At 51.7% G+C, this 18,779-nt stretch carries 7 protein-coding genes; 2 read left to right on the top strand and 5 right to left on the bottom strand.

Features of this window, described 5'->3' with window-relative positions; genetic code table 11:
* Position 1 precedes the first annotated feature (1 nt).
* From menD to HMPREF9442_RS09485, 3 genes are read right to left on the bottom strand one after another with little or no spacing between them, the layout of a single operon-like run.
* Complete coding sequence (menD, locus tag HMPREF9442_RS09475) at positions 2-1,675, bottom strand: 2-succinyl-5-enolpyruvyl-6-hydroxy-3-cyclohexene-1-carboxylic-acid synthase (RefSeq protein ID WP_008627974.1); 1,674 nt, start codon at positions 1,673-1,675, stop codon at positions 2-4.
* Entirely contained in the window at positions 1,662-2,789 is a 1,128-nt protein-coding gene (locus tag HMPREF9442_RS09480) for an isochorismate synthase (protein WP_008627976.1), read from the bottom strand. The genes menD and HMPREF9442_RS09480 overlap by 14 nt, the downstream gene beginning before the upstream one ends.
* Positions 2,786-4,018: a Cof-type HAD-IIB family hydrolase gene (locus HMPREF9442_RS09485; protein WP_008627978.1), complete on the bottom strand. Its 1,233-nt coding sequence runs from the start codon at positions 4,016-4,018 to the stop codon at positions 2,786-2,788. Before HMPREF9442_RS09485 ends, HMPREF9442_RS09480 begins: the two co-directional genes overlap by 4 nt.
* 772 nt (positions 4,019-4,790) lie before the next feature.
* Here HMPREF9442_RS09485 and HMPREF9442_RS09495 point away from each other — a divergent pair.
* Positions 4,791-7,631: an alginate lyase family protein gene (locus tag HMPREF9442_RS09495; protein ID WP_040602895.1), complete on the top strand. Its 2,841-nt coding sequence runs from the start codon at positions 4,791-4,793 to the stop codon at positions 7,629-7,631.
* A 112-nt stretch (positions 7,632-7,743) separates the two neighbouring features.
* Positions 7,744-10,986, top strand: coding sequence for a hypothetical protein (locus HMPREF9442_RS09500; RefSeq protein WP_040602917.1), 3,243 nt, complete (start codon positions 7,744-7,746; stop codon positions 10,984-10,986).
* Between the two features lie 179 nt (positions 10,987-11,165).
* Here HMPREF9442_RS09500 and HMPREF9442_RS09505 read toward each other — a convergent pair whose 3' ends face one another.
* Positions 11,166-14,861 (bottom strand): hypothetical protein, encoded by a 3,696-nt coding sequence (locus tag HMPREF9442_RS09505; RefSeq protein WP_008627988.1) that lies wholly within the window; start codon positions 14,859-14,861, stop codon positions 11,166-11,168.
* A gap of 216 nt (positions 14,862-15,077) precedes the next feature.
* A complete protein-coding gene (locus tag HMPREF9442_RS09510; RefSeq protein ID WP_008627990.1) occupies positions 15,078-18,749 on the bottom strand; it encodes a hypothetical protein in 3,672 nt (1,223 codons plus the stop codon).
* Positions 18,750-18,779: the final 30 nt, after the last annotated feature.

Below are 18,779 nucleotides of genomic sequence, written 5' to 3' on the forward strand. Positions count from 1 at the left end.
CTTAAAAATTCTTCCATCTCTCCTTTATCGCATGATAGTAATTCCGTAGCTCTTCTGCATCGGCCTCCGCATCGGTAAACACTTCCAACAAGACAGGTGCCGTGGCTGTTTCGTCCAACAAATCATCAAAAGCGGCCAAGAGGGACACAGTGTCCGCAGCCTGCAAATAAGTGAATCCCTGCGATTCAGCCCAACCTGCCGCCGACGCGCCATGAGAAGCCGTCACGAAATGCCGCGTATCCCCGGCCATGTCCAATCCGGGCAAGGCATGGAAAATGGCCCCGCCGCCGTTGTTCAACACGACAATGCGGAGGTTGGAACGTATATGGCCGTTCCATAACGCATTCATGTCATAAAAGAAACTCAAATCACCTACAAGCAGGAAATTCATCCGGTCGGACACTGCCGCATAACCTACCGCAGCCGACACGGAACCTTCTATGCCGTTCACTCCCCTGTTGCATTGCACTTCCACACCTTCGGGCAGGCGGCACAATTCCGCCAAGCGCACCACCGAACTGTTGGCCAAATGGAGCACTGCATGGGGTGGCAATGCCTCTAACACGCGCCGCACGGCATACATCTCGGAGTATCCGGTTTCCGGAGAGGCCAACCGGGCACAACTTTCATGCCATAGCTGCGCATACGCCCCGGACAGCAAAGCCTCCGGCCGGAAAAACAAACGGAAGAAATCAGCAGGAGAAGCCTCCACAACCGTGGTCAGCGCACAAAACAAATCCGCCGGAAGGCCATCCGGCGAAACATGCCAGTGCACCAACGAAGGCGTACGCCTCAGGAACTGTTTCAAACGTTTCGACACGACATGCCCGCCTACGGTAATCACCAAGTCCGGGCGCAACGCCTGCAAGTCTTCCTCACGGGCTGCATATAACAAGGCATCGAAGCCCCGTACCGCATCTGAAGCCGACGGGCAATTCCCCAACACTTCAGCCAACCAAGCCACGCGACTGCCGGACAGGCAAGCCGCTACACCGGCCGCCTCGTCCGAAGACATCTGCCCCGACACGACCAGAACCCGACGGTACTTGGGAAGCTCTTCTTTCAGGAAGAAAGACAAAGTCCGTCCCTCGTCGGACATATCCCGCCGTACCATACGCCGTACGGAAGGCAAAGCTTCCGCCGTAAATTGAAACAACGGTTCGGAAAGGGGGACATTGATATGCACCGGCCCGTAGCCGTGGTGATCCACTTCAAGCAAAGCCTCGTTGACAAGCCGGTTGGCATACCATTCATCTTCCCCGGTACGTACCTCGGGCAGATTGACCGCCTTCCGCACCAAGCCACCGAAAACACCCGGCTGCGGCAAAGTCTGCCCGTCCATCTGCCCGATCCAAGCCGCCGGACGGTCGGCGGAAACGACTACCAAAGGTACCCGACGGTAGAACGCCTCGCACACCGCCGGATGGAGGTTGAGCAAAGCCGAACCGGAGGTACAACAGACCACCACGGGAGCCTGTACATGCAAAGCCAATCCGACGGCGAAGAAACCGGCACTGCGCTCGTCCGTCACCGAAAAGCATTCAAAATCCTCACACGTGGCGAAAGCCTGTACTAACGGCACATTACGGCTTCCGGGACACAACACCGCCCGGCGAATGCCGTGCGCACGCAGCAAGGCAACAAGCTGCAACACGTTCTTCTTATCCGAATACATCAGTTCCTCCTTTCGAGATTACATATTTCATAGTCTGCAACTTACGTTCCGTCTCCATCCATTCTTCTTCGCACACGGAAGCCGGCAAGATCCCGCCTCCGGCATACAGGCGGATTTTTTCCGCCCCTTCGCCACATTGCATGCATCGCAAATTCACATACAAAGCCGTCTTCCCCTCCGGCTCCCACCGTCCGAGGAAACCGGCATAATAGCCACGGTCATATCCTTCATGCGACAGGATGAAGCGAAAAGCCTCTTCTTTGGGCAACCCGCATACGGCAGGCGTAGGATGCAAAGCCTGCAACAAGCCGCCTAAGGCTTCGGCCGAAGAAAGACGGAAACGGATATCGGTTTTCAAATGGGCCAATTCTCCGGCCGTAGCCGTATAAGGCCCTTCCACAGTGAACCGGATATCCCGTTCCCGCAAGCAACCGCCGATATATTCCGTCACAAAAGCTTGTTCGCGGATGTTCTTTTCCGACCACGGACCTGCCAACTTGCCCTCTTTCAGGAATTGCGTACCGGCCAAAGCCACTGTACGGTAGTCCCCTTTTCCTCCGGCCAAAAGGATTTCGGGCGTAGCCCCCAACCAAAAACCGGTTTGCGGCGTATGGAACAAATACACGTATGAATGCACATAACGGCGGCAGGCCGCCCCGAAAGCCCGCGCCCACGAAAAGCCCCGGGGAAAAGCATCCGTACAAGCACGGGAAAGCACCAACTTCTGAAAATCCCCGGCACGAAGCGCAGCGGAAAAAAAACGAAAAGCCTCACGGTACTCCTTCGACGGCTGTTCCTCCAACCGTCCGCAAAAGGGCATCGGAGCAGGTGCCTCTACCTCATCGGGACATGCAGCCCGGGATATACCGGCTTCTATTTCCTCCTCCAAGGGAAGCAGCCATAAAGGATGCCCCTCTCCGAACCGAAAAGGGGCAAACACAAAACCAGTCTTCCCGTCCAACGGCGGGATGCCTTCAAAAGATTGCAGGGAGGACCGTGCCGCCCGTATGCCGTGACAAACACTTTCCCCCGGCTCACGGTAGAACACAAAGGCATCTTTTCCGCCCTTAATCCATTCATCTATTACCGCCTCGTCGTCCTGCATGCGGCTCATTTGCGTTTCATCACACTGTTCATCACCCGGATGGAAGACACCAATTTCCCCGTGGAAGTGAACACATCCACGTTCCACACGTGTGAAGAGCGCCCTTTATGCACAATCGTGGCCACAGCCCTCACCGTATCCCCCTCGTGGGCCGAAGAGATATGGTTGCCGCTCACTTGCATCCCCACAACGAATTCATCGGGATTGCAAATCACCATCGACCCCAACCCGGCCACTGTCTCTGCCAAAGCCAACGTGGCCCCGCCGTGCAGGATGCCGAAAGGTTGGCGCGTGCGGTGGTCCACCGGCATGGTGGCTTCTATCCGCTCGTGGGAAGCATACGTATATTGTATGCCCAAATTCCCCATCAACGTAGTCTGCGCCTGTGCATTCAAGGCATCAAGCGGTATCTCGCTTTCGCGCACCTCGGCCAGGAAAGCATTCTCCACCGCCACGGCCACACCGTCTTCATTGTTGGAGAGGGTCACGTAGTCGGCACAACGCTTCACCGAATCCGGGGCATTCCCCATGGCAATGCCCAAATCGGCCAACTGCAACATGGTCACGTCGGCCACGCCGTCGCCGAACACCACAATCTCGTCCGTCTTGATGCCCTCCATTTCCATGATGACACCCAACGTATTGGCTTTGTCCACCCGGCTGCCCACCACTTCCAGGAAATACGGCTCGGAACGGAACACATCCAATACACCGTTCAAACGACGCTTCCAATGGTTCTCCAACCCCACCAAAGCTTCCTCGTCATCGCTCACCAACATACATTTGCAAGGCGGGTAATCTATTGCCGCAGAGAAAAACTCCTGATGCTCCAACTTCATGCCGTTCAAGGCCGCTTCGGCTCGCACATGCGGATCATCCGGGTTATTCGTCACGACCGTATCCCCGTTATAAGTAAGGATCGAAAAACCGTTTTTCTCGGCTTTCTTCTCCAAATAAGTGATATGTTCCGGATTGATACGGCGTTCAAATACCACCTCTCCGTTGGAAGCGTTAATCACCTGGCCACCGTTATAAGAGAGGATATACCCGTTATATGTACCCAATTCCAGTTTCTTGGCCAATGGCAACAAACCGTAAGTGGGACGTCCCGATGCCAACATGATGCGTACGCCCATCTGCTGCACTTTGAGCAACGTGTTCAGCGTCCGCTTGCTAATCTCCTTCTCGTCGTTCAACAGTGTCCCGTCCACGTCGAGCACTAACATTTTATATTTCATACTCCCACGTTTTTTTATTCATGTACACAAATATAGCGAAAGCCTTTCAGAAAAGAGGACGGAAGAAGTAGTTTATCGCAAAGCTTCACGTTTTTTAGGGAACGGCACCCGGAAATTGCCAAATTGTCAATTTGTCAATTCAGGCTCCACGTGGCTGCGCTATTTGTCCCCCGGTCCGCCCTTGTTCCCCGATACACGATTCTCACGCATCAGGAAAATGTCTTTTCGCCACCCCGGCCTCTCTTATATTGGCAAATTGCCCGGCCTCGCCACGCGGCATGCGCAGGCAAACCGGAAACACGTCAGCACATCGTGGCACCGGCCTGACATCCTGACATCCGGATTTTGAAGGCAAATCCCATCCAAATAGGAAAAACAAGGTGCCAAAAGCCCGTTTTTCACTTTGCCTTCCAAAGCCTTTTCCACCCACAAACGGACATCGGCGGAACAAGATGCGGACAAAAAAAATGTTTTTTCAGCCGAACGAAAAATCATTCGGCTGAGATTGGGGTTCTACTTAGGTTAAAAAACGTATAATAACAGGCTGAAACGCAAATTTATGTATCAGGAAAGGGCTTTAAAAGCTTATGGAAGGCTACAAATACAGGGGCAAGCATAAGCACAAAAAGGAAAGGAAGGTGTCATTTTGTCAACCGGAAGTCCATTTTTCTTAAAATGGTATGTAATACCCCATATTATGTTATTATTTGACCCATAACCCATTGAATATTGAACATATATTTGCAAGGTATGAAAATAAAATCGAGATGGTATGAAGAAAAAAAACGTTTTGTTATGGTTATGTACCTTATGTTTCCCGTTGGGAAGCATGGCACAAGGGTTTATCCATCCGGGGGCATTGCATACCCAAGCGGATTTTGACCGGGTGAAAGAGAAGCTGGCCAACGGCGAAGAACCATGGACTGCTGCTTACAAGTTTTTCAAAACCAGCCCGTATATCATGACCGTGGACGACCGGCATCCCACTCCGGTGCGCAGGATTGTCCGTGGCTGCGGGGCCGGTTGCCCGTGGCTACCCCCAGGAGAAAACACGGATAACTATGGAACACCACAGGATAATGCGCACGCGGCCTATCAATTCGCACTCGAATGGAAGATTACCGGGGATGAAAAATATGCCCGAAAAGCCGTCGAGTACTTGAACGCCTGGGCACGGACCTGCAAGGACATCGGCGGGAACAACAATTACGCCCTGGCTTCGGGACTTTCCGGCTATGCGTTTGCCAACGCGGGGGAACTGATGCGCGACTATGAGGGATGGAAACCCGCAGACTTCAAGCGTTACCAAGATTTTATACGTAGGGTGTTCGTCCGCAATTCCCTCAGTTTCCTTGAAAACCGCGCGGAAGGGCACGACGACCATTATTGGTCCAATTGGGGATTGTGCAATGTGCTTTGCATCATATCCGCAGGCATATTGTGCGATGACGTATGGGTGTATAACCGGGGCATGGAATTTTATAAGTATATGGAGGACCACCGTTACGGCGAGTCTATCCACATGTTGGTTTACCACTTGTTCGAGGATGAAGATGGCCCGTTCGGCTACATAGGGCAGATGCATGAGTCCAACCGCGACCAAAGCCATGCCAGCATGGCGGTAGCCCTGGCGGCAGATGTCTGCGGCGTGGGACGCAACCAAGGGGAGGATGCCTATATGCACAAGGACGACCGTATTGCGGCCGGTTTTGAATATGTGGCCCGCTATAACATGTGGCAGGACGTTCCATACGTACCCTACACGAATATGGAGGGAGGTTATTTCCCGGAACCCGGGTGGGGCGGACGCGGCGTGGACCGCCCATGCTGGCCGCGTATCATAAACTATTATGAGAATGTGCGCGGGGTGGAAATGCCTTGGGGCCATGCCATCATGATGAGGCATAATAATGGCACAGGACTTGACGGCGGAGGAGGCTTCTATGGCGGAGGAGGCGGTTATGACCATTTAGGCTTTACCGCATTGATGTGCAGCCTGGATCCATTGACAGACAAAACCAAGGTGCCGACCAAATTGGGCGGAACGGTGCAGTACAACGGCGTGTCCACCACCCGTACGGAAGTATCCAACATCCCGAAAGGCTCACAGATGAAGATTACCGTGATTTTGCCGGAGGACGAAGAGGATACCGGCAAGTGGTCATGGGACGACGACCCCACCTGTAAAAGCAACGAGCGAGAACTTACCTTGGAGACATCCAGTGTGATTCGCGTGCGTTACATCAACAGCAAGGGCGTGGAATGCACGCGCATGTACTCCCTGCACGTGGAAGGCGAAGGAACCCCCGAAGGCTATGCCGATGTTTATGCGAAGGTCAACAGTGTGGAAATCCATGACTCCGTGATTTATGCCAAGAAATATGCCAACGTGATATTAGGGATGAATTATGATGGCTTTACTATCCGTGAATGGAAATGGGAACGCAGCACAGACGGCAAGCGGTGGACTGACTTGAGAACGAATTGCAACCTGTTGGAGATTGAAAGCGTGGCCAAGACCTACTATTACCGTGTGACCATGACACATCCGTCCGGTGCCACCATCATAAAGAATTTCCTTGTGGAAGTGGCAGAGGTGGACCCTTATGTGATACACGGAAACCAATCCCAACCGGGAACCAACCTGGTGTTGGAGAAAGGTTCTTCCTTCAGCATGTACGGCGTTCCGACATCTATCTTAGGCAAGCTGCCGGAAACCACCCGTATTTATAAGTGGGTAGTGGGCACGGATACCATCCAGGCAGACACTTTGACTTATCATCTGGACGAACAAGGCAACAAAGTGGCCGACTTAAACGACACCTTGCATATCAAGAGCCTTGACAGCTGTTTCAAGTGCAAGTTGGTTTTCCAAAGGGTTGCCGAATCGGGAGCGGAAGCCAAGTCTGTTTGCCATTTCAACGTAGACGCGTATGAAGCATGCACGGAAGACCCGTCCTCGGAAGACAGCTATTACATCAGTAATGAGTGGGGTGCTTATCTTCGTAACACGGATGCCCAGTTCGTACCATACGCGGAAGAAAACGACCAGGATTACCTGTGGCGCCTGCGACGCTTGAGCGCAAGTTATGGCAACCGTTATATGCTCTTCAGCCGCACGAACAGCAAGATGCATCTGTCCAAAGACGGCAAGATGATGAACGGGAGCGATTATGCCAACAACTCGTTCAACATACTCCGCAAGTGTACGGACGAAGGTGTATATGCCATCCAACGCTCACCGGCGGCTTCCGGTGGCATGCTGTTGCCCAGCGAGGACGGCATGTTGTTGGAAGTGTCGCAAGCCCCTTGCTCCGGATTTCCCTTCCGTATCGTGAAAAAGACAGATAACCCCGACGGAATGGAAGAGGTGATGGCCGAAATGAAAGGTGAAGAGGCACAATTGATATCCTGTAACCGTCACGGCAACCATTTGGCGGTAGAAGCCCAAGAAAGCGGCATGCTGAAAATCTATTCTTTCGACGGCCGCCTGGTCAAGTCGGTGCGTTGTACGGCCGGAAAGAATGAGGTTGGCCTCCCGGTACAAAACGTAGGTTGGTTGTTGCACTATGTGGGAACCTCCGGCCGCACGCAAGGAATGAAAATGCGCTAAAAGCCATGTACTGACATAACCGAACCGGATAGTACAAAATTAAGAAACGCTCCTATTGCCATCAGGTTCGGCAACAGGAAGACGTAAAATGAGAACCTTTAAACTTATGAACATGAAAAGAAAAATTTCAAAAGGAAATGGAAAGCGTATCCCGTTGGCCATCATGTTTACCATGATGAGCAGTGCGGTGCTGTTCGCACAACAACACCAGTGGATTGATGTGACGGATACTTATCTGGAGAACGCGGATTTCTCGACCGGAACTTCAGAGGGTTGGCAAGACGGGAATTTGGATCCGGTTGTAAATAAGGACTTCAAGAATGCGGAATATTTCAGGAAAAAGAATATTGCCGGACAAAAAGTGTTCGGCCTCCGCCCCGGCAACTACAAATTGACCGTTCGCGGTTTCCATCGCGCCGCAGGGGCTAATGGCGGAAAGGATTATGAGGCCGGTACTGAAGTAATCAATGCGTTCCTGATAGCAGGAGATGCCGAAATCCCATTCGTATCCCTCTATAGCGGGGTAAAAGACGAAACCATACCTAACCAACGCGATGGTTGGCCAGACGGGATGGAAGGCATGGCGAAGTACTGTGAAGCCCACCCCGACCAGTATAACAACGTATTGGAGTTCACCGTTTCCGACAAAGGCGAAATGCTTATCGGCGTGGACATGCGTGGCGGCGAGTGGACATGCTGGGACGATTTCAAACTCTATTTCGACGGTGTGGCTTTCGATGCCTTCCGCATGCAGATGAACCGTGCCACCGTGATGCGCGACTCGTTGAACACCCTCGACATACCGGCCTCTTCCGAACTTACCACGTTGCTCGATAAATATTCCGGTTACACAGAATCCACGCCTGAAGAAGACATCAACGCAGCCGTGGGTGAAATTGCCGGAAAAGTGGAACTGGCCATGGCCGTATGCCTGAACGCGAACACGATGCAGAAAGACATTACCGCAGCCCAAGGCATCTACGACAAGATTGAGAGCGGAGCCTACACCGTGTCGGAACAAGTGAAGGCCAATCTCAGCAAGGCTATCTCCGAAGCCAAGGCCGTACTTGCCAAACCTACACTGGCAGAGGTGGCCGACGCATTGGTGGAAGGTGTGCCCGCCATAGAAGAAGCCATCAAGAATACCAATGCGGTGGTAGGCCTCAACCACTCCTTGCAAGTAGCCAAGGGGCTGGCAGACAAGATTGGCGGACTGAGCGACACGGAGGAATACAAGAAAGTGGCGGCCGACCTCAACGCGACCGAACTTACTTATACAGACATGGTGACTGATGTGGAGAAACTGAATGCCGTATGCAAGGCCGCGATGACGGAACAATTCCTGGGCACGGCATCGGCTGAACATCCGATAGACATGACCAGTTTCATTACCAACCCCAATATCTTCCAGGATGGAGTCATGACCGAAATGCCCGGCGGATGGGTGATGATCGATCGTGGAAGTTCCGACAACGGCAGTCCGACACTGGCAGACCACGCGGATACGGAACTGCATTGTTCCAGTTGGTCGGACAACGACGCGAACAGCATCTGCAAGGGACATTACCAACAGATGATAGGCAAGGAAGACGGGGTGAAGCTGCCTAACGGAGTGTATGAGTTAAGTGCCGCAACGTACACAACCGGCCAGGAAGGCACAAAGATTTACTTGTATGCCACTCCCGACAGCGTGAACTACTCCAGGGCCATTTTCAATCGGGACGCAGAAGCTTATGGCGACGCTTCCAAGAACATGGGAACCACTACGACCGTGCAGAATATCCTGGTGTCGGACGGCAAACTCTACATCGGAATCAACGGTGAAGGCCGTAGCGGAGTGATGGGAGCGGAATGGCGTGCCGATAATTTCCGTCTTTCTTACGTGGGTTCCGATGCCACAGAAGCCTATCGAGACCGTTTGACCGCACGCCTGGAAGAAGGCATCGTATGGCATGACTCATTGGTGAACTACGGTATCGACGACTGGGATTATCTGGGTTGGGTCTTGGACGAAGAAGAAGGCTACTACCAGTACTTGGCTGATGGCGTGCCCATCCAAGATATGATTACTGCCATCGGAGACATGGACAACCTCATCCTCGATGCCCAAAAAGTGATAGACCAGTATCTGGCTTTCACCCCGTTGGTGAGAAAGGGCAATGACTTGTTCGATGCCCTCAACAATGAAAAGGTTTTTGCACAACCGGCTGCACGCAAGACGTTTACCGACGCATTGGTGGAGGCCTCCATCATAGCAGAAGACATGACATGGGAGACTTATGTGAGCGACGAAGTCGGACGCCAGACAGAGGCTCTCAATGAGGCTACCACTACCCTGAAGTCCTCCATCGCCATTTGCTACCCGATGGGAACTGCCATTGTATTGGCGAACCAGATTGGCGGACTCTCTGAAAATGAGGCTTACAAGAACGTGAAGGAATTGCTCAAACAGGATGAATTTGACAACGTAGATGCAGACATGGCGGTGAAAGAACTGCAAGCCGTTTGCCTGACAGCCATGACACCCGACGTTTTGGCCAAAGCCACGAGCGACAACCCGTTCGACATGACCACCTTCGTGGTGAACCCCAACATCTACCAGGATTACGTGGATGAAGCCGGTAACCCCTCCAGGAAAGTCATCAACGGATGGATTTGCGAGACCAACGCAGACGGGACGGACCGCACTGAACATACAGAAGACACATGGTTGTGGTGCTACAGTTGGTCCGGACATGAAGGTCACAACATCGGATCAGCTACCAATTACCGTCAGGTTGTGGGAACACAGATTGGCGAAGAAGGCAAATTCGAATTGCCCGTGGGTACTTACCGTGTGGAAGCAGCCACTCATGCTACCGGCGGAGCTGATGCGCTGTGGTTCTATGCGCAGACAAACGACGTGGAAATTTCCACCGTGCCCGACATCCTCGGACAAGACAGCACCGTGTACACGTACACCGAAGACCAGTTTGAATATTCCATTTTGAACGGCAACCGTGACCTTTGGGACATCGCACAAGCCGAGGTTGGTACCAATACCATAATTCCTGCCGTCTATGTAGACAAGGGGGCTGTGACCATCGGAATAAAGGGTGACGGACGTGTCGTGGGCGGCCACGGCCAACAATGGTTTGCTGACAACTTCCGGTTCTACTACATCAACTCTGGAAAGGGCGATAGCATGGACAAAGTGTTGAAAGATTCCGAATCTCTGGAAACCGAATTGGTGGATGTATACGACCTTACCGGAACACTCGTACGCCGCCAGGTGAAACGCGCCGATGCCGTGAAAGGACTGAAGAAGGGTATCTACATTGCTGGCGGAAAGAAATATGTGGTAACCGGAAAGTAAATGCCGGAAAAAGCTATGAAGTTTTCTCATTCTTCTTAGCAAGTATTGAAGGGGTGGCACTATCATTTTGCCACCCCTCTCTTTTTGCCATCCCGTCAAGAGACTACAAAGAAAAAGCTGTCCCGCGCCTCATACTCCGGCGCAGGACAGCCACTCTCACAAATTTAACCTAAACAAAATTACTTAACTAACACCTTCACTGTTTTCTTCGTGCCGTCGCTCATCATGTCCTGACGGATGTAAATGCCGCGCTGCTTCGGCTCAGCCACGCGCACACCGTTGATGGTGTACCATGCGGAACTTATCACCGTGGCCGTACCGTCGGCTGCCACGCCACCGATAGCGCTCTCGAAGTCATCCGGCTTGTTGGCATCGCCGTCACCGTAATAGTAGAGGCGGAAGTTGTCGAAACAAGTCCAGTCGTTCGTCAGCATGCCTGTCTTGCGTACGCCCAATACAGGTTCTTTACCTTCAGCCACGTAAAAACTAAAGTTTACTTCATAGGCATTATCCTCAAACGCAAGTTTCGCACCTGCGACTTTATCCACAATGAAATGATACAACATATCGGATTCCGGGAACAAGGAATCAGGCAATGCCACATCGCTGCCGTCATATTTCAACTCGCTGACATGCTCAAAAATGGACGATAACTTTTCGGTCCACTTGTCTTCGCCGCATTCAACGAACAACTCAGCGTTCCGGGCATCTGCGCTGTCCCGACGAGCCACGCCCGCCTCAATAAAGCCTCCCGCACGATAGAAACCATTCATGACAACGCGATAATATCCCGCAGGCATATTATAAAGCGACTGATGTATCTCGCTACTGTCGCTGAACATCTCATAAATCATAGCTCCCGTCACCTTGCTAGAACTGTTCTCATCCAAAGTGGCACCAACCCATCCATCGGCCGATGCGGCATCCACGATTTCCCCCTTTTCGTTCTCCGTCTTGGTCTGGAAACTCGGGTTGACTATCAAGCCCGTGGCATCCACCGGCTCGTCCTTGCTCGCCGTGGTGAAATCGATATGCCCGCTCAGCATCTTGGAGTAAGCTTTGTCCAAACGAAGGGAATAATCGTTGATTTCGTCCAAAGTAGCAAAGATGCCTTCCCCGTCTATTTTGTCGAAGACTTCAATGGTCAAGTCATACAGCTCCTCATATCCTTCTGTGTCGGAATACTCTTCGTAACTTGCTTCGCCATTACCGCTTAGCTTAGCATCGTGGGCAGTAACTTTAGTCTCCAATGCCGCAGCGGCATCCATGGACTCCTGCCCAAACTTGATGGCGGCATTCAACGACTCTGTCTGCTCCTTGTAAACCTCCGGGGTCAACTCTCCCACGGCAGAAGCGGCCTCTATGGCTTTGCTCAGGCCGTCCTTGGCCTCCTGCGTGGTCAGGACATCGGAAGCCAACATCCCGTTAGCCTCACGAATCAGGGCATCCAAGGCCGTTTGGGCACCTTCCATGTTGTCGGCCCCTAAGTATTCCACTTGGAAGTTGTCGAAGATGACCCAAGCCTGCCCCCAAGACACACCCGACATCTTCACCCCTATGCGGAGCTTACCGTCTTCACCCACGTAACAAGTCGTGGCATTCAGGTAATTCTCGCTATTCTGCTCGAAGATTTCCTGTGCGGAATTCTTTCCATGGCACAACCATTTCCCGGCCAAGGAAGCGTCGTCTGTCCAAGTCACTTCCTCACAGTCTTCAGCCACGTTCTCCTCCTGCGGACAAGCTGTAACATGGAGAAGGGGTTCAGAAACATCGTTACCGAAAAGGTAACCCAGAATCTTGTTCGTCTCGTCGCCTTCCTGCCCCCAACCTTCATGCCATGCGTTATCATTTCCGGAACTCGGGGAATAGAACCCTTGCATGGTAATCTTATACGATCCTTGGGGCAGGCCGCTGATTTCCTGATAGACTTCCCAATTCCGTCCGTTCCACACCTCAGAAACCCTCGTGCCATCGTTCTTGAAATCCCCGTCGCCCGTCTTGGTCCAACCATCATTGCTCCCCGCAAAATTGGGATTCACCATTAAGCCGGTCACATTATCCGTAGTCCCGTCTGCCAAAGCTTTCATCACAGATTCACGGAAAATCCTGTCGGCACGGGGTTGGACGCTATCTAATTCGGCTATATCGAACGTACCATTGTCATAACCGGCTTGTAAAACCTCGTCCAAATAAACCTCATAGTCCTCCAACCCGTCGTTGGCATAAGGCGTCTCATCGTAAGCCTTGTTCAAGGCTTCTATCTTCTGGGCCAAGGTCTCGTAAGCAGCCACGTTGTTGGCCAACGTGTCCATCCGCGCAAACAAAGAAGTTATGACACCGGTAAGCGCCTCACTGTCCAGACTCTGGTTTTGATAAGCTTCCTTAGCCGCAGCAATCATTTCTTCGTACTTCACCTTCTCCGATTCGCTGAAAGCCTTGTTGGCACCGGTATATTCGGCATACTGTGCCTCTGCACTCTCAATATTCTGGTTCAGTATTTCGCGTATATTGACCTCACCGCTTCCACTCTTGCCCATATATTCCAACGTGAAGTTGTCCACGGCCGACCAGGTGGAATTGGCTCCTTGTACGACATATCCTATCGTGATGATGCCACCAATGACATCTACATCCACGGTGTAATGGTGCCACGTGCCATACCCCCGCCCTTCATTGGCTGTTTCCGCAGGGTCAGTGGCTTCCACCTTCTTCTCCCCGGCTAAAGACTGGGCATACAGGAACAGCCCTTTCGGGGTGGGCGCGTCCTCCGTCGGCAATTTGTTGGTCAGAATCCAAGCCCCCACACGGTATTTTCCGTCAGGAATCCCTTCTATCTTCTGCTTGATAGACCAGTCAGGCATATTACTACCATTGTTGGTGGCGCACTCATAAAAGTTCTCAAGGGCTAACCCTTCCGGCAAACTTCCCGCGCCATTCTCGAAACGGTCGCCCGTCTTGCGTTGGTAGTTGGCACCTGAACCTTGCACGATATCCCATCCGTCCGTACTGTTGGCAAACGAGGCTTCCTTTACGAACTTTTCCGTCACGTCCAACGGATTTTCTTCCGTAGCCACGGAATAACCGAAGTCAATAATATCGGCCTTCAAGTCTTCCACTGCCTTTTCTATCGCCTCTACCGTGGCATCTGCCTGGTTATATAAAGCAGCATAATCGGTATATTCCGTAAACCCGATGGCATCGGCAGCTTCCAACTGTACCTTCAACAGCTTCTTGGCTTGGAAGACCTCGTAAGTTTCCGGTGCCACGAACTTCCATTCGTCTTTGGCATTCTCATACCCGGCCGTGTTCTTATCAATCAACGGATCCACCGTAGTTTTCCCTTCGTTTACTGCCATGTAGGAATTGGCATACAAGCCTCCATTGGCTTCCACACCGTAAATCTTGTCTTCGTCTATCACCTTGATACGGTACGCCTCGCCTTCCTTCACGATTTTCCACAGGATATGGCCCGTCTTGTTATGGTCCACGTAAATCTCGGCACCACCCGGATTAATGAACAATTCATGGTATCCTCCGTTACTCGGTGCTTTCATCATGCTCAAACGCCAACCTTTGGCAGTGGAATATTCTTCATCCGTTTCCGGAAGATTGGCTAATTCATAATCTTCACCGTAGCTCAGGGTTACTTCCTGACCTGTTTCCGCTACAACCAATCGTGTACCATAAGGCTGCCCGTTAGTCATGAACTTCTGGGTGGCCACATGATAGATGTAGTACACGCCTCCGCCTGTTTCATCGGCGGTCAAGTTCGGTTCTACGAATTGCAACTCCGGGTCTTCCCACGCGGCCCATAAAGGTAAGGTGGACGATGTCGCACCACAAAGTGCCATTAAGGCGAGTAACCTGTTTTTCATTACACAGAAATTTAAGTTAATAATTAATGTTCTTTATCCTATAATAATATGGTATTACATATAAGATGTGATGCAAAATTATACTTTAAATCCATAAAAACAATGGTAACCATGTTGAAAATAATGGTAACTATGTTGATTTTACTTATAAAGCTGCCCCGCGCCTCATTTTTCCGGCGCAGGACAGCCACTCCTATTAATAACTTTAGCAAAACACTACTTAACTAATACCTTCACTGTTTTCTTCGTGCCGTCGTTCATCATGTCCTGGCGGATGTAAATGCCACGCTGCTTTGGCTCGGCCACACGTACACCGTTGATGGTGTACCAAGCGGAACTTACCACCTTGGCCGTACCGTCGGCCGCCACGCCGTCAATGCTATCTACAAAACCGTCCGGCTTGTTGGCATCGCCATCTCCCAAGTAATAGAGACGGAAGTTGTCGAAGCAAGACCAGTCGTTCGTCAGCATGCCCGTCTTGCGGACACCCAATACCGGCACTTCGCCTTCACCCACGTAGAAGTACGTGTCACACTCATAGGCACCGTCCTCAAAGGCCAACTTCGCACCGCCCGGTTGATCTACGATGAAATGGTACAACTTGTCGGATTCAGGGAACAGAGAATCCGGCAATGCCACATCACTGGTCTCATATTTCCACTCGCTGACGTTCTCGAAGATGGAGGGCAGCTTCTCCGACCACTTGCCCTTGCCGGACTCTATGAACAACTCGGCATTCCGAGCCTCCGTGCCGTCACGGCGGGCCACACCGGCCTCGATATAACCGCCCGCACGGTAGAAGCCGTTCAAGATGACGCGGTAATAACCCGCAGGAGCATTGTACAACGGTTGGTACACCTTGCTACTGTCGCTATAGATTTCACAGAGCATGGCATCCTTAATACCAGTCATGTCGTACTCCGACTCAATCGTCCATCCTTCACCCGACTGGGTGTCTACAATTTCACCCTGTTCGTTCTCCGTCTTGGTTTGGAAGCTCGGGTTGACTATCAATCCCGTGGCATCCACCGGCTCGTCCTTGCTTGCCGTGGTGAAATCGATATGTGCACTCAGCATCTTGGAATAAGCCTTGTCCAGACGCAGGGAATAACCGCTGATTTCATCCAAAGTGGCAAAGATGCCCGCATCGGCAATTTTGTTGTCGAGGATTTCACCGACCAAAGTTTCCAACTCACCATACCCCTCTGTTCCCACGTACGCTTCGTAGCTAGCTTCGCCCGTACCGCTCAATCTATCCGAATGCACGATGGCTTTATCCTCCAATGCCACAGCGGCATCCATGGACTCCTGCCCCAATTTGATGGCGGCATTCAACGCTTCCGTCTGTTCCTCATAAATCTCCGGAGTCAACTCTCCCACGCCAGAAGCTGCTTCTATGGCCTTGCTCAAACCGTCCTTGGCCTCCTGCGTGGTCAGAGCATCGGAAGCCAACATCTCGTTGGCTTCACGGATCAAAGCATCCAAAGCCGTTTGCGCACCGTCCATGTTGTCGGCACCTAAGTATTCCACCTGAAAGTTGTCAAAAACGACCCAAGCGGCTCCCCAAGTCACACCCGACATCTTCACGCCCACACGGAGCTTCCCGTCTTTACCCACGTAACAAGTCGTGGCATTCAGGTAATTCCCTTCATCAGCCTCGAATACCTCCTGTGCGGAGTTCTTGCCGTAACACAACCACTTTCCGGCCAAAGAAGCATCTTCGGTCCAAGTCACTTCCTCACAGTTTTCAGCCACATTTTCCTCCTGCGGACAAGCCGTCACATGAAGAAGCGGCTCGGAAGCATCGTTACCGAAAAGGTAGCCATGGATATTACTCGTCTCGTCGCCTTCCTGCCCCCATCCTTCATGCCAAGCATTATCATTGGTAGAACTTGGATTATAGAAAGCCTGGGCCTTTATCTTATATGACCCTTGAGGAAGATTGTTGATTTCCTGATAGACCTCCCAGTTCTGTCCGCCCCACACCTCAGTGACTCTTGTGCCATCGTTCTTGAAATCCCCATCTCCGGTCTTGGTCCAACCATCATTGCTCCCCTCAAAATTAGGGTTCACCATCAATCCGGTCACGTTGTCAGTATCTCCGTTCGTCAAGGCTTCCCTCACGCACGACATCCACAGCCTGTCGGCACGCGGCTGTATGCTGTCCACTTCTGCCGGGTCGAACGTACGCTGTTCATAGGCATCGTCCAGACCGTACACATATTTTTCATACTCGGGGAAATCCACTTCCGCATAAGGCGACTCGTCCCATTCCGTAAGAAGCTCCTGACGCTTTACATTCAATATTTCGTAAGCATTCACGTCGGCCTTCAACTCGTCCATACCTTCTTGCAATGAAGTAAGCACCAGTCCCAATGTCTTGTCATCCGTGTCCGGATTGTCTGCCGCCTGCTTGGCCGTCTCAACCGATTGGTTGAATTTGGTTTCACCGGCAGCCGAATATTTCTTGAACTGGAGGTCATAACCATTCTTCAACTCCTCAGCCTGCGTAATGACTTTCTTCAACTCCTCGGCCATACCGCCTTCAACCTGCCCTAAATATTCCAATTTGAAATTGTCCACGCCTACCCAGTTACAATTCGTATTAACAGTCTTGAACCCCACTTTAATGGTTCCGTTCATGGCAAAGAATTCCAATACAGTGTTACGGGGATATGGGTCGCTCTCTGAAACAACCCCATCCCTTAATCCACCGAACTCCAGGCTATGGGCTTCCGCACGCGACTCGATACCACTGTTCTCTGCATAAAGATACACTCCATAAGGCACTATGTCCCTATTGCCTTGTTGGTAACCTATAGTGTTGGCTGTCAGGCGGTATTTACCTACCGGCATATTTTCCAGAACCTGAGACACTTCCATCGGGTCGTTTGCCAAACTGTTTAGGTTCGAACCATCTGCCCATGTCCATTTCTCCGTAAAGTTCTGCATCTTGTATTCATTCGTGGGAGTCTCATAGCTGACGGACTGAACACCAGGAGTACCTACGGTAGTCCATCCATTGGTTGTGCCGTCCTCAAACGAATTGTTTGTAATGACATTGGTGAAGTCCACGGGATGCTCCGGTGTAGCATTCGAACTTTGCCAATTCACAATAGCTTGTTTAAGGCTAGTTGCCGCAGCCTCGACCTCTTCTGCCGTAGCTTTCGGATTATTGTAGACATCGGCATATTCCCCGTAACCAGTAAAACCAACTTCATCTGCCTTGTTCAACTGTCCCAACAACTTCTTCTTGGCTTGGAAAGCCTCATAAGCTTCCACAGACACGAATTTCCATTCATCCCCGGCATTCTCTTGTCCGGCCATACTCTTGTCAATCAACGGATCCACCTCGGTCTCGCCTTCGCCTACCGCAATGTATGAGTTGGCATACAAACCATCTTGGGCTGCCACGCCGTAAAGCTTGTCCTCGTCAATCACCTTGATACGGTACACCTCGCCTTCCTTCACGATTTTCCACAAGATGTGGCCCGTCTTGTTGTGGTCCACGTAAATCTCGGCACCGCCCGTATTGAGGAACAACTCATGGTATCCCCCGTTGGTGGGCGCGTTCATCATGCTCAGGCGCCATCCTTTCCCCGTGAAATATTCCGGATCCGTTTCCGGACGACGGCTCAATTCATAATCCTCACCGTAAGTCAGGGTAACTTCCTGACCTTGGTCGGACACAACCAGACGCGTGGCTGAATTCCCCATGAACTTCTGGGTAGCCACATGATAGACGTAGTACACTCCGCCGCCTGTACCGTCGGTGGCCAGATTCGGCTCTACGAATTGCAACTCCGGGTCTTCCCACGCGGCCCATAAAGGTAAGGTGGACGATGTCGCACCACAAAGTGCCATTAAGGCGAGTAACCTGTTTTTCATTACACAGAAATTTAAGTTAATTATTAATGT

Origin of the sequence: Paraprevotella xylaniphila YIT 11841, from assembly GCF_000205165.1 — a bacterium.
GTDB lineage: Bacteria > Bacteroidota > Bacteroidia > Bacteroidales > Bacteroidaceae > Paraprevotella > Paraprevotella xylaniphila.